The organism is Spirosoma sp., assembly GCF_048594605.1.
In the GTDB taxonomy this organism is placed as follows: Bacteria; Bacteroidota; Bacteroidia; order Cytophagales; family Spirosomataceae; genus Spirosoma.
This window is the reverse complement of record NZ_JBMDWV010000100.1, coordinates 1-21,363: the sequence shown is the minus strand read 5'-3', so window position 1 is coordinate 21,363 and position 21,363 is coordinate 1. Positions and strand designations below refer to the sequence as shown.

At 47.5% G+C, this 21,363-nt stretch carries 16 protein-coding genes, 1 tRNA gene and 1 pseudogene; 12 read left to right on the top strand and 6 right to left on the bottom strand.

From position 1 onward, the window contains the following. The 3 genes and pseudogenes from ACOJS8_RS05775 to ACOJS8_RS05765 all read left to right on the top strand — a co-directional run. On the top strand, nucleotides 1-755 hold a 755-nt coding region (locus ACOJS8_RS05775; protein ID WP_420147582.1), incomplete at its 5' end, for an MATE family efflux transporter. 180 nt (nucleotides 756-935) lie between these two features. Continuing rightward, nucleotides 936-2,216, top strand: a pseudogene (hflX, locus tag ACOJS8_RS05770) (GTPase HflX). 59 nt (nucleotides 2,217-2,275) lie between these two features. Beyond that, nucleotides 2,276-2,350 (top strand) — tRNA-Arg (locus tag ACOJS8_RS05765). A gap of 202 nt (nucleotides 2,351-2,552) precedes the next feature. Here ACOJS8_RS05765 and treZ read toward each other — a convergent pair. The 6 genes from treZ to ACOJS8_RS05735 all read right to left on the bottom strand — a co-directional run bounded on the left by treZ (nucleotide 2,553) and on the right by ACOJS8_RS05735 (nucleotide 12,438). Then, nucleotides 2,553-4,400 (bottom strand): malto-oligosyltrehalose trehalohydrolase, encoded by a 1,848-nt coding sequence (gene treZ / locus ACOJS8_RS05760; protein ID WP_420147581.1) that lies wholly within the window; start codon nucleotides 4,398-4,400, stop codon nucleotides 2,553-2,555. A gap of 149 nt (nucleotides 4,401-4,549) precedes the next feature. Next, on the bottom strand, nucleotides 4,550-6,709 hold the full coding sequence (locus tag ACOJS8_RS05755) for an alpha amylase (protein WP_420147580.1): 2,160 nt from the start codon (nucleotides 6,707-6,709) through the stop codon (nucleotides 4,550-4,552). Nucleotides 6,710-6,811: 102 nt separating this feature from the next. After that, nucleotides 6,812-8,779, bottom strand: coding sequence for a sensor histidine kinase (locus tag ACOJS8_RS05750; RefSeq protein WP_420147579.1), 1,968 nt, complete (start codon nucleotides 8,777-8,779; stop codon nucleotides 6,812-6,814). 96 nt (nucleotides 8,780-8,875) lie between these two features. Next, nucleotides 8,876-9,274 (bottom strand): hypothetical protein, encoded by a 399-nt coding sequence (locus ACOJS8_RS05745; protein ID WP_420147578.1) that lies wholly within the window; start codon nucleotides 9,272-9,274, stop codon nucleotides 8,876-8,878. Nucleotides 9,275-9,458: 184 nt separating this feature from the next. Continuing rightward, a complete protein-coding gene (locus tag ACOJS8_RS05740) occupies nucleotides 9,459-10,073 on the bottom strand; it encodes a 2,3-bisphosphoglycerate-dependent phosphoglycerate mutase (protein ID WP_420147577.1) in 615 nt (204 codons plus the stop codon). 76 nt (nucleotides 10,074-10,149) lie between these two features. Then, complete coding sequence (locus ACOJS8_RS05735; protein ID WP_420147576.1) at nucleotides 10,150-12,438, bottom strand: GH92 family glycosyl hydrolase; 2,289 nt, start codon at nucleotides 12,436-12,438, stop codon at nucleotides 10,150-10,152. A gap of 275 nt (nucleotides 12,439-12,713) precedes the next feature. On the opposite strand from ACOJS8_RS05735, the gene ACOJS8_RS05730 reads away from it, so the two are divergent. The 9 genes from ACOJS8_RS05730 to ACOJS8_RS05690 all read left to right on the top strand — a co-directional run. Beyond that, nucleotides 12,714-13,082, top strand: coding sequence for a hypothetical protein (locus tag ACOJS8_RS05730; protein WP_420147575.1), 369 nt, complete (start codon nucleotides 12,714-12,716; stop codon nucleotides 13,080-13,082). A 605-nt stretch (nucleotides 13,083-13,687) separates the two neighbouring features. Continuing rightward, complete coding sequence (locus tag ACOJS8_RS05725) at nucleotides 13,688-14,224, top strand: GAF domain-containing protein (protein ID WP_420147574.1); 537 nt, start codon at nucleotides 13,688-13,690, stop codon at nucleotides 14,222-14,224. A 264-nt stretch (nucleotides 14,225-14,488) separates the two neighbouring features. Further along, a complete protein-coding gene (locus tag ACOJS8_RS05720; RefSeq protein WP_420147573.1) occupies nucleotides 14,489-14,674 on the top strand; it encodes a hypothetical protein in 186 nt (61 codons plus the stop codon). A 735-nt stretch (nucleotides 14,675-15,409) separates the two neighbouring features. Next, a complete protein-coding gene (locus ACOJS8_RS05715; protein ID WP_420147572.1) occupies nucleotides 15,410-16,648 on the top strand; it encodes a phage integrase SAM-like domain-containing protein in 1,239 nt (412 codons plus the stop codon). Nucleotides 16,649-16,652: 4 nt separating this feature from the next. Next, the gene (locus tag ACOJS8_RS05710) at nucleotides 16,653-17,864 is read left to right on the top strand and encodes a hypothetical protein (protein WP_420147571.1); all 1,212 of its coding nucleotides are present in this window, start codon (nucleotides 16,653-16,655) and stop codon (nucleotides 17,862-17,864) included. Between the two features lie 101 nt (nucleotides 17,865-17,965). Next, a complete protein-coding gene (locus ACOJS8_RS05705; protein ID WP_420147570.1) occupies nucleotides 17,966-18,346 on the top strand; it encodes a helix-turn-helix transcriptional regulator in 381 nt (126 codons plus the stop codon). Between the two features lie 74 nt (nucleotides 18,347-18,420). After that, nucleotides 18,421-19,668, top strand: a complete 1,248-nt coding sequence (locus tag ACOJS8_RS05700; RefSeq protein ID WP_420147569.1) for a hypothetical protein — start codon at nucleotides 18,421-18,423, stop codon at nucleotides 19,666-19,668. 102 nt (nucleotides 19,669-19,770) lie between these two features. Next, nucleotides 19,771-21,147, top strand: coding sequence for a hypothetical protein (locus tag ACOJS8_RS05695; RefSeq protein ID WP_420147568.1), 1,377 nt, complete (start codon nucleotides 19,771-19,773; stop codon nucleotides 21,145-21,147). 5 nt (nucleotides 21,148-21,152) lie between these two features. Further along, the coding region (locus ACOJS8_RS05690; protein WP_420147567.1) for a hypothetical protein at nucleotides 21,153-21,363 on the top strand (211 nt) is incomplete at its 3' end.

Below are 21,363 nucleotides of genomic sequence, written 5' to 3'. Positions count from 1 at the left end.
CAGTTGCTACTACGTTGGGACGTTCGGCCGGCGTGTTGTATCAACTTTACGCGCTGACCCACACTAAAGGATCAATACAGGTTCTGCAGTCGGATGTTGTGCCTGACACGAACATTATCCGCAATCTGCTTAGTCTGGCGGTGGGTGGTACCAGTCAGTTCCTGGTTGGTTCGGCCAGCTGGATTTTCCTGACCCGAATTCTGTCTACATACGGCAGCGACGTAGTGGCAGGTTATACGATTGCCATTCGGATTATTGTGTTTACGATCCTGCCTTCATGGGGCTTAGCGAATGCGGCCGCTACGTTGGTTGGGCAGAATCTGGGGGCTGGCCAGCCCGAACGTGCCGAAACGTCTGCCTGGCGAGCGGCTTTCTGCAACATGCTTTTTTTAGCGGCAGTTGGCGCGGGGTTCTTCCTGGGTGCTGCCGAAGTGGTTAGCCTTTTCGACAATAACAGCCGTGTGGTTGATGTTGCGGTACAGTGTCTGCGCGTGTTCTGCCTGGGATACCTGTTTATGGCCTATGGCATGGTGCTAAGTCAGTCCCTTAATGGTGCAGGCGACACAAAAACGCCGACCATTATTAACATTGTCTGCTTCTGGGTCGTTGAAATTCCACTGGCCTATACGCTCGCTCATCTGCTAAACTGGGGACCTCCCGGCGTATTCTGGTCAGTAGCGATCAGCGAAACCCTGCTGGCATTCATTGCGATTCTTGTGTTCCGCCGGGGACGCTGGAAAACGATCCAGGTATGATGATTGTCACTACGTTGGAACGATTTTTCGCCGAAACTTTTCCCCGGAAGGGGCCGTTAAATTATTGTTGTAGTCATTGAATGATCATTTTCTTCGTCTTATCGATTCCATAAAAAGAAGCCTGATGATGCGAATCAAATTACGGTTCAATAACTACCCGAAGAATATCGAAACTACTATATGATTGATACCCATAAACAACCCGAAACCGCTGTATTGGTCGCGCTGATTACACAAAAACAGACGGCTGAACAGACCAAGGAATATTTAGACGAATTAGCGTTTCTGGCCGAAACATCGGGCGTTAAAACCCTGAAATCGTTTACGCAGAAACTCGAACGACCCGACACCCGCACCTTTGTGGGAAAAGGAAAACTGGAAGAGATCAAGACCTATATTCTCGACAATCCGGTTGACTCGATCATTTTCGACGACGATCTGACACCTGCGCAGGTACGTAACCTGGAAGCGGAGTTTAACGAGATTAAAGTTCTGGACCGGAGTCTGCTCATCCTGAATATTTTCTCGTTACGTGCCCAAACCGCGCAATCGCGCGTGCAGGTTGAGTTGGCGCAGTATCAGTATATGTACCCCCGATTAACCCGGATGTGGAGCCACCTGACCAGTCAGAAAGGGGGCGTTGGGATGCGTGGACCAGGGGAGAAAGAGCTTGAAACGGACCGACGTATCGTTAAAGACCGGATTGCGTTTTTAAAAGATAAGTTAGCCAAAATTGACCGTCAGAGCCAGACACGCCGAAAAGAACGCGACCGATTGGTACGGGTGGCGCTGGTTGGATACACCAACGTAGGTAAGTCGACGCTCATGCGGACAATGGCAAAAACCGATGTCTTTGCGGAAAATAAACTATTCGCTACGGTCGATTCCACAGTACGTAAGGTGACGCTCGGTAACATTCCATTTTTGCTGACCGATACGGTTGGTTTTATCCGGAAGTTGCCAACCATGTTGATCGAGTCGTTTAAATAGACACACGACGAAGTGCGCGAAGCCCATATACAGGTGGACGTTGTGGTAGTATAGCACCCAAAATTTTAATAGCAGATTTATGTCGTCAACGATACGCTGACCGATATCAAAGCTGCCGACAAACCCATGGTGCTGGTCTTCAACAAAATGGATCGGTTTGTTCCAAAAGATGAATGGACTGAACAGCCCCATTCCTCCGAAGACGATGATACGTTTCAGGATACACACGAAGACGTAATTGTACCCGTGGCGGTTCGTAAGAAAACCGCGCTGGAGTACCTAAAGAAAACGTATCTGGCTCAGAAAGCCGATTACGTAGCCTTTATTTCTGCCGAAACAGGTGAGAATGTTGGGGAATTACGTGAGTTACTGTACGATCTGGTGAAGGAAAAACATTACCAGATTTACCCAAACTGGTTGCACGTACCGCTCACAGAATCAGCCGAATACGGCGACGGTTTGGCAAGCTGACGGATTTTCGGCACTTTTGTAGAACTGTAGAGACGCAAGGTATTGCGTCTCTACTTTTTGGTCTCGTAGTTCAACGGATAGAATAGACGTTTCCTAAACGTTTGATATGGGTTCGATTCCCGTCGAGACCACCAAACTAGAATAAAAGCCCTAATACGCATTGTATAGGGCTTTTTTCATTTGTCTATCGTGCAGGGGCGAGGCTTCTAACAGTTTTTACTTCTTTAAAATTGTAACCTGGCTGCATTCTGTTTTTCACAAATCAAAATCAATTCTACAAAAGATAGTATGGTCTACTGCTTCACTGATTTTGTCGTGCTTCCTGCGGCTGAAACCTTACTTATTCGTATAGATCAAAATGGATTCGGCCTGCACCGTCACCGATTCACAGCTAGCCACTACGTCCGGAGCTGACTGAGGACCTCGCCAGTGCGGATCAGCTGAATCCAGCAGATTGTGCCAGTCTCGCTCGCTGGACGGAAGCGTAAGCACTTGAGGCTCTTTCGAGAAATTCATCAGACAAACAACCGTTTCGACCGATTTGTCTGGCTGTGTATGCCGTCGGAGTAACGTAAGCGTTTGTCGAAGCTCGTCAACCACAACAGCAACGGATTCGCGGTCGGGATGACGTAACGATGATTGTTTCCGTAGCGACAGTAAAGTCTGATAGTAGCGAAATAGCGTACGGTGTGGTTCCGTAGTCAGTCGGTCCCAGTTAAGTTTCGATTGCTCGAATGTCTGCTCGTCCTGTGCATCCGGGGCTTCGGCCGGTCCCTGAAAAGCAGCAAATTCCCGTTTGCGCCCCTGCCGTACTGCTTCAATCAAGGCTGGGTCTGAATGACTTACAAAATATAGAAATGGATTCTGTTCACCCCACTCTTCGCCCATGAACAACATTGGCAGGTATGGGCTGCTCATGACCGCACCGGCCATGAGTTTCTGCATTTCCAGACTTACCAGCTGACTGGGCCGCTCGCCCAGCATTCGATTTCCGATCTGATCATGATTCTGGGAGAAAACGACAAATTGATGCCCCGCATGACCCGCCGTTGATTTACCAACAATGCGGGCCCGGCGTGGCATGTACGTACCATCGTATACGTAAGCATCTTTGTACGATTTGGCTAAATGCTGAATGCCGTTATAATCGGCATAATATCCGCTACGTTCGCCACCGGCCGTAACGCGCAGGGCGTGGTGAAACTCGTCGTTCCATTGGGCATCCATTCCATACCCTTTCGCAGCGAGCGACGCAATGAATTTCGTTTCGTTCTGGTCAGTCTCCACAATCAGATAATACGGTCTGCCCGTCTGACGAATCAGTTCATCAACGTATTGCTTGATTTCACGTAATACGTGCGTTTCACGGGTGTCATGAATGGCGTGGGCGGCATCGATACGTAGTGCGTCGATGTGCAGGTCCCGAAACCACATCAGCACATTTTCAATGAAATACCGCCGAACGCTGTCGCTGTAATCGTCGTCAAAGTTCAACGCATTTCCCCAGGGTGTCTGGTAGCGTGTCGTAAAATAAGGCCCGTAGTCGGCAAAATAATTGCCCTCCGGTCCCATATGATTGTACACAACGTCGAGCACCACGGCAATCCCTTTCCGATGGCAGGTATCTACCAGTTGTTGTAAACCAGCAATACCACCGTACGAATTCTGTACGGCAAACGGGCATACGCCGTCGTAACCCCAATTGCGCGTACCGGGAAACTGCGCCACCGGCATAATTTCAATGGCGTTGATGCCCAGATCGACCAGATAATCGAGCCGATCTTCGATACCGGCAAACGTACCTTCGGGCGTAAACGTACCGGTGTGCAGCTCGTAGAGCAGATAATCTTCCAGGGGTAAATTTCCCCAGTCAGCATCCGTCCAGACGAACGTACCAATGTCAACCGCCAGCGAAGGCCCATGTACACCATCTGGCTGCGCGAGCGACGCAGGGTCCGGTCGTTCAAACGAGCCGTTCAGCACAAATTTATACGTATCGCCTGGCTTCACCTGACTCAGCAAAGCCTGCCAGTAGTTACCGTCATTTTGAAGCGGAATGGTTACGTCCTGTTTGCAAAGATGAATACCGACGGATTGCGCTAAGGGCGACCAGACTCGCACACATGCACCTTCTGTTGTAAATGTAATTCCCAGCGTCCGGCGATTAATCAGTGTCTGATTCATTCGTTGAGTGGATAATCAAGAAAGATTATTGAAACAACTACCCCTCTACCCGATGTGTTACAGAAATCAATAAAAGCGAGCTGATCGGTAAAAAAACAGCCCTTTTCGGGTTACTTCAGTCCACCACATACGCTCTCTTTTTGCGCCCATTATTGCACCCAGACCGCGAAGCTGTGCGCGGGAACTTTAACACGTACTGTTCCGCTCGCCGAAACGATGGGCGTAGCAGTTGATGTTGAGCCAGCTACGTTGGTGAGCGATTTTCCTGGCGCCAGACCGTTACGTAGTATAGTCGGAATTTCGGCATCCAGCATCTGATCGCCGTAGTTGATTACATTCAGCACTTCTTTGCCACCTACGCTACCGGCTGCCTTGTTCTGATAAATAAGCGAGCGTTTGTAACAACCACTAAAATACGTAATGGCCGGTCCACCAAACTTATTCAGGTAGTCGACGCCGGAAGAGCCATTGATGTACGTTTTCAATACGTTGATTAGCTTGTCGATTTCGGTTTTTAAACCTCCCTGGGACCAGGTGGGGAAATAGCCGAACGTTTTCGGCTCACAGGACGTATTGTTCCAGGTCATTACGCTTGCCGGATAACCGTAGTAGTCGGGCCAAAAGATGGTCGGCACGCCCAATTGATTATTAGTGAGCAAGTATGCATAACTGTTCAGCGCGTTGCCCCGGTTATGAATCAACGAATTTCCCTGGGTTGGATCGTCGCTGCGAAAATCGTGATTGTTCAGCATCGTTACGACGTTATTACCACTGAATCCATTTCCGTTATGCAAACTACCATCGAAAATCGTTCGGACATCCCAGGCGTTTGGATCGTCGCAACTGATCGACGTACTAACTCCTTCGCCACCATCGCTGGCTTTTTTGAGCAAATCGCGTAGGTTAAAATCAAACACTTTCGGACTCAGCGATGCCGCCCCGCAGGCGTTTAGTCGATTGTAAACCTGCGTAAGCCACTCACTCTGGAAGCCCGGATCTTTTCCGTACCACTCACCCACCGTCAGACTCGGGTCTTTACCCGCAGCGTGCATGGCACACAACAAATCGCCAACAAACGAAGCCGGAAAATGCTTGATCGCATCCATCCGTAATCCCCGAATTCCGACCTGATCCCAACTCCAGAGTGTCCAGTCAATCAGCTTCTGTTTCGTATCCGGATTCTGGTGGTCGTAATCGTAGAAGTAATCCATACTTTGCTGGCTCCAGGCGGGGCCAAGGCACGTAGCGCTGACATCAGCAGCGGAATTGCCCGACCAGTTTGGTCGAAAATTGCTTCCATTCATGCAGGGGCCTCCGCCAGGTAAACCACAGAAATTAGTATACGTCTGAGCGCGAAGTTTATAGGCTGAATGAAGCCCACCCGTTGCGGCAAACATTTTCGTAAAGTCGGCCAGATCCCGTTTTGTACCATTGCCCACTGAGCCGAGCGGATCGTACCAGATTTTCCATGGGCGATGGTTGGAATACGACGTAATATCTCCCGGATTGGGGTTGATCATCTGAATAAACAACGTATCGGTCGAATGCATATTGGTTGTATTAACCGCCACCCGAAACTCGTCCGAATCACCATTATTATCAATTTTCACTTCGTAGTTTGTCCCCAGCTGAATCGGGAAAGCCGCCGACTGCTCAGGGGCAATCAACGTAGTATGATTAACGGGCGACCAACTCGATCCGCCAATTTTGTTCGTCGTTACGTAGAGTATGTATTTGCTTTGTGCGTAGGTACTCGTCCGCGATTTGATATTGATATAGTAATTGCCGGTACCATTGCCCGACGAACCACCAACGGGCAGAATCAGCCGATACCGGTCCGATGGCATGGAATACTGGTAACAATTCTGACTGCTCGTATTACCGGCATGATTCATGATATAATCCAGCACGGCGTCATTATTTTCAGGTCTGCCACCATCCCGATGGTTGTAAATCATATCGCCAACCACCTGTACACCAGCAGCTTTAAGCGCAGATACCATGCTCAGAATCCTCTGCTTGGTACCCAGCGCCGTAAGTGTGCTGTTGGTTCCGATATACAGATCTTTTGGGTCGTAGCCTCCGCTGTTCGGCCCGTTCCCCTGAAACGGTGGTGTCCAGATGTGTGTAAATCCTGAAGCCGCCAGTTGCGCTGCTTTTGCCGCCATTGTATCGGCCCAGGCCGCTCCGCACTGTGCCTTTGGAATGTCATAATAAAAACCCTGCATCAGCACCTGTTGAGCCATTACAGACGCAGTAGTACAGATGAAAACAGCTAGTAACGTAACGGTTTTGCAGAGAAATTTCACGGCTATTTGGTTTGGAAGGGCGTCTTTTTTGGGTTCAATCCATTAGTCGGCAAACGAATGAACAAGGTAACGCCCGCTCGAAGGAAGTCAACAATTTCTTTCTCAAACGTCTACTTCTACGGTGGTTCCTTCATCAGCAATCATCCGGAACGTACCACCTAACTCCTGAGCACGTGTCTGCATATTCCGTAGCCCATAATGCAGGTCAGAAGCAGCAGCAGTGGGCCAGCTGAAACCACGCCCATTGTCGTGAATACGTAAATTGATATGCCCATCGGCATAAACATGGAGCTGGACCGTAGCCTGCGTCGCCTGAGCATGCTTCAACACATTGTTGAGGGATTCCTGCACAATACGAAATAAATTTAGTACCTGAGTGGAGCTAAGGCGCTGCGTCTGAGAGCCCGTTACGTCGGTATATACATGCAGGCCTTCGCTCGAATGAACGTAACGGTTGATGTACTGATTGAGCCGCTCGGCAAACTCCTCCACCGTAAAACTTTCCTGGTGAATAGCCCAGATGGTTTCGCGCAGAAGTTTTACCGCATCGCGGGTATAATTAACAATCGTTCGCAGTTGAGATGCCCATTGAGCCCCGTTTGACGTCGGTTGCTTCTCGGCCTGATCGCTAATATGAGAGAGGTTCGTCACGACAAAAGCGAGGTGGGCACCCACATTATCGTGAAGGTCCCTCGCAATACGTTCTTTCTCGACCAGCAGGCTGTTTTTCAACGCTAGTGCCTGTACTTCCGCTTCATACATCCGCTGCTGATGAATAGTTTGCTCTTTAATAAGCCGCTCGGTCTGATCCCGATCTATTTTGTAACGATACGCCAATCCAACGGTCAGTACCAATACTTCAAAAAGAGCGGCAGGTGCGTAGTAAGCAAAATTAGCCAGCGGTTCATAGGTTGGTATTAGCCTTAGATTAGCCAAAACCAGCCCCAGATTGAGCGCGTAAAATGGCGTCACAGCGACCAGATACAGCCACGCTTCGCGGACGTAGTACTTTCGAATTATGCTGACTGCAATGTAGGCCACAATAACCGGCAAGGGCAGCCAATACAGCGTAGTGAATATCCGAATCAGAACCAGCTCCATCATCGACGACAGCGGGGTGAACCATTCGGCCGTCAGAGCCAGCAGACAGACCAATCCGCACCAGAGTACGACCGTTCCAGTGGTGTGCAGGCGATGCGAGGGCGTACGACGTAGCGGCAGAAAGGACCGGACAAAAATGAGCTGCGAATAGAAAAGGATGAGCGGAAACAGGAAATAAACGTTCTGACGGGGCAACCAGAATTGCTCCCGAAACGCAAACTGGTTCATGAATCCATTGTTGATAATAAAAAAACCAACCAGCCCCAACAGACAGAAAATGTATTTTGAATAAACCCGATTGAACGTATTAAGAAAAAAAACCAGGCTCATAATCGCCACAAAGGTGAGCGTAAACAGAATACCTCCCCAGAACAAATAACTTTTTTGCACCGTCAGCTCGTAGGCCGATTCGCGCACCAGTTCTACCGGAATAACCTGGGTTCCACGATGCTTCATCACCCGTAAATAAGCCGTTACACGCTGCTGAGCAGGCACTGTAAACGGAAACCAGAAATACCGATGGTGACGAAGGCGTTGAGTGGCCGGAGTTTTCCAGCCTATTATGGGCGATGTAGACAAAACCTGTCCGGCTTCGTTGACGATAAACAATTGCAGTTCATCGAAGCACCAGAAATCGATTTCGGCAAGCCATGCCTGCGGTTGAGTAAGGTTATTCTGTAAGCGAAAACGTAGCCAGATGGGGGTAGCTGTCTGCGTTCCGGTGATAACGCCAAAGTTCGGAACGGGCGAGGTAACGTACTGAAAAGCGGATTCGTTGGTCAGTTGTTTCACATCGGTAATAGTTCGCTTACCCGACGAATCCTGTAAAAAAGCCAGGCTTCCCACAAGAGAAACCTGGCTTTCATTACTCGGCAGAACCACAACAGTTTGGTCACGTAACGGCTGAGCCATCAGACGTAACGTCAACAAGGTCCAGCTTAATAGGAATAGTTGGATAAAACGTCTCATTAGCAGACGAGTGAGTTGCTAATGTACAGGAGGAGTCACGAATAAACAAGCGATTATTATTCGATCGTTGACAGTCAACATTCAGCAACTTACCAGTTACACTTTACTTTCCGGATACATTTTCATGTGTTGCGCAACCAATGCGGTATACTGTTCGTTGGTCAGGATAGCTTTGTATTCATGCACTTTTTCGGTCTCTACAGCCACTGCGAGCGTTCTTAGCTTCTTCTGATTCATGCCGGAAGCCTTCAATTTTTTAACACCTTCGTTGTATTTAACCACTGCATTCGTAATCACTTGCCGGGCTTTAGGCAGTTGCTGATCCGTAAGTTTGAGTCGTTGCTTATCAGCTTTTAATACCGATTTAATGATCATTCCGACCGTAGCACCGTTGTTGAGAAACACAAATTTTTCGTTTTCGACCGACGGGTTCTGAGCAACAGTCAGATTTGAATAGCCTACTAGAAGAATTATTGCAGTAATGAGGGTTTTCATAGCAATTGCATTACGTGAACGCCAGTGCCTTTCCTGGCTTACTATACAAGTATTTCCTAACGGCCATTTACTGATTCATTCAACCCAAACCAAAGAAAAATCCAGAACCTGACAGGCCATTACGTTTCACCATAGATCGTACGTTTTCGCTAGACAGATTAAGTGGAAAATCAGAAATTAACGCTTATCTGGGCAATAGCTTAAACACACCCGTTGCCGGGTCATAATCGTACTGTCGTGGAATGCCTGTTGCCAGCTCTACTTTTTCAATGTCTTCAGGGCTGATATGTTCCAGCTCCATCATTAAAGCCCGCAAACTATTCCCGTGAGCGACAACCAGCACTGGCTGTCCGGCTTGTAGATGCGGCAGAATAACCGTTTTAAAATACGTAACGACGCGAGCGTGCGTATCAGCCAGGCTTTCGCCGTGGGGTGGCTGATCAGCATAGCCTCGGCGCCAGCGAAAGACCTGCTCGTCACCAAACCGCACCTGCGCTTCTTCTTTATTCATGCCCTGCAAGTCGCCGTACATACGTTCGTTTAAGGCCGCGTTACGTTCGACAGGCAAATCGGTTTGCTGAATCACGTCAAGAATAATCGCCATTGTTTCGATAGCCCGCTGAAGTTCCGATGTGAACCCAATCCCGAAATGAGGAGGTTGATGACTGCTCAGCAAAATTCCGGCCTCCCGCGCTTCATGACGGCCCAGATCGGTTAGGGGTGTATCTGTAGTGCCCGTAAAGCGATTTTCTGCATTCCACTGCGATTGGCCATGACGGACGATAACGAAAAGAGGCATAAAAAACGTAATGAATGTTAGTTTTTATTACCGGTCAGCCGCAGAAAGTGTTTTGTGATAAGATTTTTTAATCCGTCTATTTCCTAATCTCCGTGGAGAAAGAATAGGGGAAATCTTCAGTTTTGGTGCCACGCTGCGGGTTAGGGGTTGCCGACATGGTGAAATTCAGTACAGCACCGTTCATCAATTCCCGATGACTTAGCCAGTTTTTAGTATGCGACTTACCATTTACCTGCAACGTAGTGATGTATCGGTTCTGCGCGCTGTTGTTAGCTGCATTGATTACCAACTGCTTACCGTTTTCCAGCTTCAGGCTTACTTTTTTAAACAGTGGCGCTCCTATAACGTACTGATCAGTAGCCGGACACACAGGATAGAAGCCCATTGCCGTAAAGACGTACCAGGCCGATGTTTGCCCATTATCTTCATCACCACAATACCCATCTGGCGTAGGCAGGTACAAACGGTTCATCACTTCACGGAGCCAATACTGCGTTTTCCAGGGTTCACCTGCGTAATTGTACAGATAGATCATATGCTGAATCGGCTGGTTCCCGTGTGCATACTGGCCCATATTCGCAATTTGCATCTCCCTGATTTCGTGAATCACGCTGCCATAATACGACTCATCATAAACCGGCGGAAGCGTGAATACTGAGTCGAGCTTGGCGATAAACTTTTGACGACCGCCCATCAGGCTGACTAGTCCCTGTACGTCGTGGAAGACCGACCAGGTGTAATGCCAGCTATTTCCTTCCGTAAAGGCATCGCCCCACTTGAATGGGTTGAACGGCGATTGAAACGAACCGTCTTTATTTTTACCCCGCATCAATCCTGTCGCGGGGTCAAATAAGTTTCGGTAATTCTGGCATCGTTTGGCAAAGCGATCAATTTCATTTTGCGGCCGTTTCAGGGCTTTCGCCAGCTGATAAATGGCAAAATCATCGTACGCATATTCCAGTGTTCGGGCGGCATTTTCATTGATTTTTACGTCGTACGGTACGTAACCCAGTTCGTTGTAATACGTAGCACCCCGACGTCCGACCGCATCCATTGGCCCTTCTTTTTCTGAGTTTTTCAGCACGGCTTCGTACAACGTAGTAATGTCGTAACCACGGCCGCCTTTCAGGTAGGCATCCGCAATGACTGACGCTGAGTTGGAGCCGATCATCGTATTACGTAACCCCGGACTTGCCCATTCGGGCAGCCAGCCACCTTCCTTGTACGCATTAGCCAGGCCTTCCTGCATCTGTACATTCAGCGACGGATACATCAGGTTGAGAAAAGGAAACATCGACCGAAACGTATCCCAGAAACCTGTATCGGTGAACATGTAGCCGGGCAATACCTGTCCATTATACGGACTGTAGTGTACCACTTTTTTGGCTGCATCGAGTTCGTAAAACTTCCGGGGAAACAGCAGCGACCGGTATAAGCACGAGTAAAATGTCTGCATCTGCGCCAGCGTACCACCTTCTGCCTGAATACGCCCCAACTCTTTATTCCAGGCTCCTTTTGCCTTCTGCCTGATTGTATCAAAAGAGTCTGCGCCAATTTCACCCAAATTTCGTTCTGCCTGTTCAAAGCTGATAAATGACGAAGCCACCCGAGCCTGAATCTGCTCCCCTTTGGCAGTTTTGAACCCAATAATGGCGCCTGAATGAGCCGATTGACTTTCCAGATCATTACGTACTAGTTTATCGCTCCAGGTTTGCGCAGAAGTAAAAGGCTTATTGAAGGAAATAATAAAGTAGTTTTTGAAGTTAGCCGGAACCCCTCCGCTGTTCCGCGTTGTGTAACCAATGATCTTCTGCTCCTTCGGCAGGATTTTCACGTACGACCCTTTATCGAAGGCATCAACGACGACGAACGAGCTATCCGTTTTGGGGAACGTAAAGCGGAAATAGGATGCCCGTTCTGTTGGTGTAATCTCGGTTGTTACGTCGTGATCGGCCAGGTAAACGCTGTAGTAATAAGGTTTGGCAATTTCTGCTTTGTGAGAATACCAACTGGCGCGCTCGTTTTCGTCGATACGTTGTTTGCCCGTAATCGGCATAATCGAAAACTGACCGTAGTCGTTCATCCAGGGAGAGGGTTGGTGCGTTTGCTTAAAGCCCCGGATTTTGTCGGCGGCATAGGTGTATGCCCAGCCATCGCCCATTTTGCCCGTCTGTGGCATCCAGAAGTTCATCCCCCAGGGCAACGCAATAGCCGGGTACGTATTTCCGTTCGACAAACTGGGCTTTGAGTCAGTACCAATAAGTGGATTAACGTATTCCACCCAATCGGTGGATTGAGCAAGGGAGTGCTCAGGCAACGTAACCGACAGCACAACGGCAAGAGCAAGAGAAAAGGCTTTTTTCATGAGACGAAGGTAAAGAAATGAGCCTTCACTTCGATAGAAGCTCTATGTCCTATGGATGTGCAGTTAAACGAATAATAAAAAGCGAAACAGGTCATTTTGCGTAAACGGTATGACCGGCGATGTACATAACCCTCAAGTGAATACGTTAACGTTAAATCTCTGTGAGGCTGCCAGGTCTCAAATATCGTCTTATTAAAACAATAAGGAGTCAACTTACCCGTTTGTTACCCAAAGTCGAGATTTTCAAAACACCCTATACCTGACTACCTAGCCTTATGATTGATATTTCGTATCCCCTAAAAGCAAAGCCCAGTAGGACACTGATTTATTGGGCGTTAGGTATAGCGCTGGTACTCTTTGCCGTAAAAAGCCTGACTGGGCTTCGACCCGGCTATGAACAGCCTACCTTTCAGTATAATCTAATTGAAACCGCCGTTGAGAATAAACCACTCATGAATCAAATAGGTGGTTACAATACCCATAAATTTTCCTATTCATCTGGCGGCTTAGACTCAGATAGCATTCAATTTGAACTCCTTATCTACGGTGGAAGTAACATACTGACTTATACGGGCTGGGCTTCTAAAGCAGCCAATAAAGGCTGGCAGGTGAGACGTATTGACTCTGTTGTGAGCCACTATTAACTAGTTTAGCCCTTCTATAAGCTTAAATCCTTTGCAGAAACACTTGCATGCGGAGTAATGGCTGTGGCTACAAACATGAATAACGACCAGCAGCCATAACTGTCGCTTAGTAGCCGGGACAAAGTCTCCAGTGATAATTTGCAAGATCAGACGCCTGGATAATTTATTTGATACGCACAGCGTACTTTCTACCAGATCAGCCGGAGCTGACCAATCAGGGGCGAGTTGTTTGGTAAAGTAATTCGCCCAGATTGATATAAAAAAAGGACTGCCAAATTAGGCAGCCCCAAATACTATATATCTTCTTAAATAACCTACTACTATAAATTATACTATTTTGATGTATCAAATAAGCAATACGTACGCGTACTATCTGTGTTATTTTCTTTTGATAGTACAAAGGTATTAGTTATTTGATACGTATCATACAGCAAAATTTTATATTTATTTAATGGCCAGGGCAACTAATTTAATATCAAAATAATACAATTACTTAATACAGATTACTCTAGGTAGAAAGCCTTCTGTCCGAGAAATAACTGGCTTTCTATGAAGTCTGGAAATGTGGGCAACAAACTTCGACCCAGAGTTATGGTTATGCACTTATGATCCACATAAACGCATTATCGGCAAGTATTGAAGAGCTGCTTAGAGCTGAGCACTCCCCTTCTCATACCCTCAATCAGATTGTGGAGTACGTTGGGCTGGCCTTGCAGGCAGATCGCTGCTTTCTGTATGTGCGTCAGCCAGATCGGGGTAGAGGACGTAGCGCTTTTTGCTGGCGAAAAAATCAGAGCATACCCGACAAAAACACCATTCAGCCCGACTGGCAAGCTGATACAGATGAACTACCGGCCGAGGACCCATTGATTCGTGCCGGTTTAGCCATTAAACCATCGGTTTATGTTGATGATGTAGAGACGGCATCCCCCGATGTACTTAATCGAGAGTTTGAACGAAAAACGTTTGGTCATCGGGCGTTGATTCATGCTCATATTCAAAAAGACAGTAAACTGTGGGGCATTCTTCAGCCGTGTGTGTTTGGACGAGTCCGGCACTGGACGGATGAGGAAAAGAAGCAGATTGAGACCATATTACCGCTATTGCAACCTGTTATAGCAGCTTATGTCAATGAAGATTGAGCAGGGATACAGTCTAAACGTTTGCTCCGTTGCTGTTTAATTTCTGTCCGGTTCAACGATCAATCCTAACTGAAAGGCAGAGGTTGAAAGGCTGCAATTAGATATAAATAGGCAAACGCGAACGGCTGATACGTTCGTGAAAACTATTTCTGCCCGGTTTGATAACCTTAGCATCTGGTTTTCACTTCTAGAGAAATCTATACCTATCCAAATCCAGGTGGTTCATATGTGCTGTACTGGTACTAAAAAGTCTTTATTGATACAATGCAACTACTTATCAATGAGCTGAAAGAGCTCTTATTAATCACACAAGCGCATCTGCGTGTGCTTGAGCAGTTAGAAGCCGAGCGAATTGCCCGGGAAACGGGGCAACCGCTACGGATTATTGAGCAGCGGATTCAAAAACTGGCCGAGGAAATTCTCCAGCTTGTTCGAGAAGAAAACACATGAAGAAAGTATGTCCGCTAGCTTCTGTCAATTAATTTATTGCGAAATTTTCCAAAAAACGTTCGACAGGAGATTGTCGGAGATACTTAAGAATAGCCTTACTAAGCTGGAGTATGAGGTGGAAGTATAAGGAATGCGAGAAAGTTGATGTTTGAACAAGTGGCCGCAATCCTAAAAAATGCTACCTGGAAAGTGGCCACGTCTCCCCTGAACTATAACCCACTCCATATAGACAAGTTCAAGGACATTAATAACGTCTTTGCCGAACGTAACCTAGATCTACTTAGGGTACAAGGCGCGAGCATACCAAATTAAAAGACCACAAAGTTGATATTATAGACATAAGTAAACTAGTCAACTACTATTTGCACAGTAAGGAGCACATCCTGAATAAAAGTTAGTACACCCCGAAATTTAAATATTTGCAGGAAATTGGCAGCGAGAGAAATAGGGATGCAAAAAGTAAAAGCCCACTGTCTAGCGGGCTTTTTTGACTGAAATAGTAGTATCTGGTGCACTCGTAGGGATTCGAACCCCAAACCTCCTGATCCGTAGTCAGGTTTTTTACTTACGTTTCTTTTCGTACTGTTCCGTAAATCCTTGCCAGTTGCATTTAATCGCCCACAAAGCTATAAAACTTTTCGTCTTGTTTCTGGATATTACGGGAAACTGTATGCAAATTTGTATGCAACAGACCTGAACCCCTGACTATTTTAAACGGGGTGTTAGTCGTTTTAGATGAGCGCTACCGTAAACTTTTATTTTGATACCCGTAAGCAGAAAAAAGACGGTACATACCCCGTTAAACTGCGCATTACTTACCAGCGTCAGCAGCGCTATTACCCGACCGAGATTAGCCTGACTGACGTCCAATGGGATAAGGTTTGTAAGCCTAAACCCCGGGAGGATTTTATCCGGGATACAAAAGCGCTACTCGACTCCTTTAGCAACCGGGCCGAACGGGTCATCAAAAACTTACCGGTCTTTAGCTTTGATGAGTTTGAGAATCGTTACGCCGGTGAATCGAGGGCCAAGCCCGATCATGTCTTTGCCCTGTTTGATGCGCATATTACTCAGCTCAAGTCTGAAGGTCGGGCAGGCACAGCCGATAGTTATCAATGCGCGGCCAATGCACTACTGGCCTATCATGCTAGAAAGACGCCCCTCTCCTGGTCAGATATTACACCCCAGTGGCTAAAGGGTTTTGAGCAGTGGATGCTTACTAAAGGGCGCTCAATCACCTCCGTTGGTATTTATCTACGTAGCCTTAGAACCATCTATAATCAAGCTATTGAGGATGGCGTTGCGGATCGTGATGCGTACCCCTTTACAAAACGGCGCTATCAGATTCCTACCGGCCGCAATGTGAAGAAGGCGCTTACGCTTTCGGACATTGAGAAGATATACCACTATCCAGCAGAGTCCATGAGCGCTGAGGACCGGGCGCGTGATCTGTGGTTGTTTTCGTATCTGTGCAATGGCATGAACCCAAAGGATATGGCCAGGCTCACTTACCAGCAGATTAGCGGTGGTCATATCCGGTTTGTCAGAGCGAAGACCGAACGCACTAAACGGGAGGTAAAATCGATCGCTGTGGCCATCACTGACGACGTGCAGCGAATTATAGACAAGTGGGGTAAAAAGCCTGTCAGGCACTCATCGTACGTATTCGGTATTCTCACGCCTGGCATAACGGCAGAGCGCGAAATGGCCCTCATCAAGCAGTTTGTCAAGACGATCAATAAATACATTCGCCAGATCGCCGAAGTGGTAAAGATTGATAAAGACGTCACGACGTATACGGCCAGACATTCATTTAGTACTGTTCTCAAGCGATCCGGTGCGCCCATTGAGTTTATTAGTGAGAGTCTGGGCCATCAGGATATCCGCACGACAGAGAGCTACCTGGATAGCTTTGAAGATGATGTGAAGCGGCAATATGCGAATGTATTGACGGGATTCAAAAACAGTAAATGACACCATGGAGCAACAGTATTATCATTTGAGATCGGATAAGGCCCAGGAGTTTGATGTCGTGAATCTTATTGATAGAATTCAGGATAGAGACGAAGTCGAGATTCAGTTGGATATACTCAATGAGTATTTCTTTGTGTTGGCTATGGAAAGAACGATAACCATTGCCAATGATGACGGCGTTCGGTTTACTTATTACATTGGAGAGGAGGATGATTACTGCCGTGGCGAATCCACTGGAATGGGTGAAGCAGTGACGCAATGGCGAATCGACCTCGTTAACAAGCTCAAAGAGGAGTTTGATAGACTTGAAACTTACTACCAACGTGTATCATTCTGTAACAAGCATTTTGGTTTCGAAATTGGCACTTATAAACCAGAAGGGGTTGAGTTTAGTACTATGCCTAAAACAGCCGGAGAAGTACATGGATACAATGGACTTGTTTACAGGCAATGGGAATTGCCTTGGATTGAGGCACAAGCGAGAGAAAAGAGCGGTAAAGACTTTTATTCATGTAAAAATCGCTTTGAATCTCGTGTTGTAAATACCCTCCATCCTGATAGAAAGCTCCAAGAAGCAATTGATTCTGTTTACAATGAATATTATTTGCCAGGGAAAGTATGGAAGCCAGGCGAAGACTTTCATTATTTAGCAGCGAAAACTTTTCGCGATAGAGAGGACGGTATAAAGCTTTTTGCCTCTTTCCAAGACGAGGGGTTTGTTGCAGCACCACCCAATATTTTAAAGTTTATAGAAGGGCAGCATGCTTATATGTATTATGAATACTTGATCAATTTACAGAGAAATCCGGATTGGCTAAATGAAATCAAGGCTAAGAAGGCAGATCAAAAAATTAGTAATTCGAAAAAAGTTGCTCCTGCTTTGTTCATCACCAAATTAGCGCGGCAAACAATATTCGACGGTTTATGTGATTCGATAGATTCAAGTTTACATCCAATATTGATTAAGTGTTTAGAAGGAGATAAACCGAGCAGTCCTATTGTTTTAAACTGTAGACAGGTAGAACTGGCGCAACTTTTTTACCAAAATATGAGTAAGATTAATGGTGGAGCACCAGCCGTTAGCCGTTGGCTTTGCGAAATGTTCAGACTAAATAAGACTGGCTCCATTGTTAGATTGAGTCAGTCGACCCTAGAAAACTACCTCAAAGGGAAAGGATTTTCAGAAAAAAGAGTGTCCAAATTGAAAAAAAACTAAATATTTTATATCCCTGTCTTATCTCTATTATATCTCAGGGTATTGATCGGGATATTTTTTGCTTTACTCTTTTGCGTCGGCTTAGATAAACCAGCCGATGTATGACAGTTGATTTTCAAAGAATCCAAGAGGACGTAAGCGAAACGCGCCAACTGGTGCAAACACTCCTTGATCGGTTAAACCAAACCGTTCCCGCCCCCTCGCCTGCCGATGAGTTACTGAATGTAACTCAAGCCGCCCAACTACTAAATCTCACTACGGCCACAGTTTATGGAATGGTCTATGAGAAACGTATTCCCTTCAGCAAACCTGCTGGTAGTGGCCGACTCTATTTTGTGCGTTCGGAGCTAATCGAATGGGTCAAGAATGGCCGTAAGTCCACAGCCGATGAATTAGACGAACAAGCCCGTCAACAAGTGTCATCCCGTATTAATCGTCGTGTGCAGAGCAAAAGTCGTAAAAGCGACCACGCTAGCGCATAATCCCATTCATTGCTTAACACCAAAATAAAACCGCCAACGGGGGCAAGCCGAAGGCGGTGAAAGATCTTAACGCGATGACGACATTTCAACAGGGCAAAGATACGTATGTGCCACCGTTTTTCAATAAGCCGGATGAAGAGCTAAATGACTATGCTGACTATGATTTTACGGCTGAAGAACCCAAAACCGACCAATGCAATGCCAATTCAGATCCTCAGCAGATCATGCTGGCTCGGCTACTGGGTAATGAAAAATTACTGGGCATTAAGGCTAGTCAGCAGGTGGTATTCAGCCCACCATTAATAAGCCGGGAGGAGGTAGGTATTATTGGGCGGGGTACCGTCAATGTGATTCAGGGCGCTTTCGGCTCGCATAAATCACGCCTGGCCGAATTAAAAGCGGCCTTGATGCTAACGACCAACGAAACCGATGATCCCCAGTTTCTGGGATTCAAAAGGGCTATGCTCGAACGGTTTTGTGTATGTTACATTGATACAGAACGCAATCTTACCGAGGAGCTACCCTTCGCCATCCAGGGCATCAAATTACGCGCCGGCTTCCGCCTGGATGAATCTCCTGAACAATTCCGTTTCACTTCCATCAAAGGGGAAGAACGACGGAACCGGTTCAAAGCCATCGAGACGTTTATACACCACGTTCGCGATCAGACAACCTTACACTTATTCTGTCTGATCGACGTGGTGACCGATGCGATCGGAGATTTTAACGACCCAAAGGAATCCATGAAGCTGTTTGATTTCCTGGGTAACCTCTGCGATAACTACAACGCCACCTTTCTGCTGGTGATCCACCAGAACCCCGGTACCGAAAAGGCCCGTGGCCACGCAGGTACCGAAGCGGCCAACAAAGCCAGTACGGTTCTTCAGATCGGACTGGAGAAAGACGCCAACGGTAACGATACCGAGATGATCAAGCTGCGGTACCTCAAACTACGCCGGGGCAAACGACCCGACCCGCTGTATCTGCAATTCTGCAAGGAGAGCAATGGGCTGGTGCTCGCGGGTGCCGATGCCATTGCCAGTCACATTAACTACCGCAAACACAAGGCGGATGCCGAAGCGGTTGCTGACCGGTTGATGAGTTTGCTGGCCGACGGGCCACTGACCAAAGGGGATGTATTTAAGACCCTTGAATCCGAGTTTGAAGCCAGCAATGCCCTGGTTCGCGAACGGCTAAAGCAGGTCATCGAAGACCAGCTATACATGACCGATGAGCAGGGCCGCGCGGTTCGATTAGGCGAATATCGGGATGGTAGACAGCAGTACTACCGACTCGAAGTCATCGAGGAAGAAACCGACTAAAAGTTACTGCTACTGCTAACTGCCATATAGGGGGTTTAGCAGCTAGCAGTAACTTTTGATACTGCCAAAATCAAATTAGCACCCACTTTAGCAGTTAGCAGTATGGATAATCAGCAGTACCGACCCAACCTCCTGGACGTCCCCATCAGCTATTTTGAATACGATCTCCAGCGTAATACGTTCGCTACCATTCCCTCTCAACGAACTACCCTCCGGCGCATGGCAACCACGCGCTATTACCAGGCTCCTACGGAAGCAATACGAGCCGAGCCCGATAAGGCCAAGCAGGATGAGATGAAAAAACACCTGTCGGCCTTCACGCCGGTCGCCCTGTTGAGGCATCGAAAAAAGGATACCACGTTTGACGAAAAGATTCTGCAGCAATGGCCAGTCATGATGGGCGATGTGGATCAGAAAGACAATCCAGGCGTTGATATGGCCGAGCTGAAAAAGCATCTGATGCGTCTACCATTCATTCTGGTTTGTGCTTACTCCGTGCGCTGTGGCCTCTGGTTTATCGTTCGTTTGCCTGATGACCAAACACCCGAAACGCTGGCGGCTCATTTTAGATACCTGCACAAACTGTTCAGCGAAAAGCTAGGGATAAAGCTTGATCCGACAAAAGGGGGTAATCCAACGCATCTGCGGTTTGTTTCCTTCGATGATCAGCCTTATATCAATGAGAATGCCAAGGCAATGATGGGGACGTATACCCCGCCCCCGCCTAAGCCATCTCAAACCAGATACTCACCCGATTCGACTCAGGATGACAGCCAGCTCTTACACCGGCTCGTACGCTTCACTGAACTGGCAGGCGAGGGTGAGCGGCACAGTCGATTACTGAAAGCGGCTAAGCTAGCGGGGGGCTTTGTGGCAGCTGGTCGACTGGATGAACAAACGGTGATCTACGCGCTGGAGACTGTCGTGAGCGAGTGGCCCATGTTTAGCAAATCCCAAAAAACAATTCGGGATGGTCTGCGCTACGGGATGGCAACCCCCATTTACCCAGACGCAAAATATGAGGCAGTAAACTACCCGCAAACCCGCCCATTAGATGCCGGAAAAGTTACTGCTACTGCCAAACCCCCTATATGCACTTTAGCAGCTAGCAGTAACTTTTTGCCTATTGAAACTATTGGCGTTGCTCCGATCAAAGTAGATGAGTTAATAGATTGTGAACCCGTCCCAGCAAGCTCGAAGCAACGTCTAGTAAACACCATTACTAAGCCAGAGCCCGATTCGCTAACTGTTAATGTCAGCACACTGGACGAATGGGCCGCAACATCCGGCTCGGTTCTTAAGCCTGATGAGTCGCAGATCGAACGCCTAGCCGTTGAGCCTAGCGACAGCTACCCCGCTGCCTGGGATGAGCCAAGTCCACCGGATGCCGTGCCCACGATTAAGCAAACGAACTTCTTCGAATGGCAACGCAACTATCCGCCCTTTAACCAGCTCGGCCTGGTCTCACTAAAACCATAATCACAATGATACACACACATTCCTCCAGTCAATACGAATACTTCCTATCCTATTTCGAAGCAACGCCGGTAAAGATTCTTCGTGACCGTAAGACGGGTGAACTGCTCTTTGACCTGGCGAGCGTAGCTAAATGCCTGGGCTTTGCATCGACCGAGGCTATGATGAGCAATGACCATGTACTCGATTATATCAATCTGCAAATCAAACAAACCGGCG

What these genes read in the sequence shown, in the direction of transcription:
- ACOJS8_RS05720 (WP_420147573.1), top strand. Translation starts at nt 14,489, where the DNA reads ATGCAACTACTTATCAATGAGCTGAAAGAGCTCTTATTAATCACACAA.
- ACOJS8_RS05725 (WP_420147574.1), top strand. Translation starts at nt 13,688, where the DNA reads ATGATCCACATAAACGCATTATCGGCAAGTATTGAAGAGCTGCTTAGA.
- ACOJS8_RS05705 (WP_420147570.1), top strand. Translation starts at nt 17,966, where the DNA reads ATGACAGTTGATTTTCAAAGAATCCAAGAGGACGTAAGCGAAACGCGC.
- ACOJS8_RS05730 (WP_420147575.1), top strand. Translation starts at nt 12,714, where the DNA reads ATGATTGATATTTCGTATCCCCTAAAAGCAAAGCCCAGTAGGACACTG.
- ACOJS8_RS05735 (WP_420147576.1), bottom strand. Translation starts at nt 12,438, where the DNA reads ATGAAAAAAGCCTTTTCTCTTGCTCTTGCCGTTGTGCTGTCGGTTACG.
- ACOJS8_RS05745 (WP_420147578.1), bottom strand. Translation starts at nt 9,274, where the DNA reads ATGAAAACCCTCATTACTGCAATAATTCTTCTAGTAGGCTATTCAAAT.
- ACOJS8_RS05710 (WP_420147571.1), top strand. Translation starts at nt 16,653, where the DNA reads ATGGAGCAACAGTATTATCATTTGAGATCGGATAAGGCCCAGGAGTTT.
- ACOJS8_RS05695 (WP_420147568.1), top strand. Translation starts at nt 19,771, where the DNA reads ATGGATAATCAGCAGTACCGACCCAACCTCCTGGACGTCCCCATCAGC.
- ACOJS8_RS05750 (WP_420147579.1), bottom strand. Translation starts at nt 8,779, where the DNA reads ATGAGACGTTTTATCCAACTATTCCTATTAAGCTGGACCTTGTTGACG.
- ACOJS8_RS05700 (WP_420147569.1), top strand. Translation starts at nt 18,421, where the DNA reads ATGACGACATTTCAACAGGGCAAAGATACGTATGTGCCACCGTTTTTC.
- ACOJS8_RS05715 (WP_420147572.1), top strand. Translation starts at nt 15,410, where the DNA reads ATGAGCGCTACCGTAAACTTTTATTTTGATACCCGTAAGCAGAAAAAA.
- treZ (WP_420147581.1), bottom strand. Translation starts at nt 4,400, where the DNA reads ATGAATCAGACACTGATTAATCGCCGGACGCTGGGAATTACATTTACA.
- ACOJS8_RS05740 (WP_420147577.1), bottom strand. Translation starts at nt 10,073, where the DNA reads ATGCCTCTTTTCGTTATCGTCCGTCATGGCCAATCGCAGTGGAATGCA.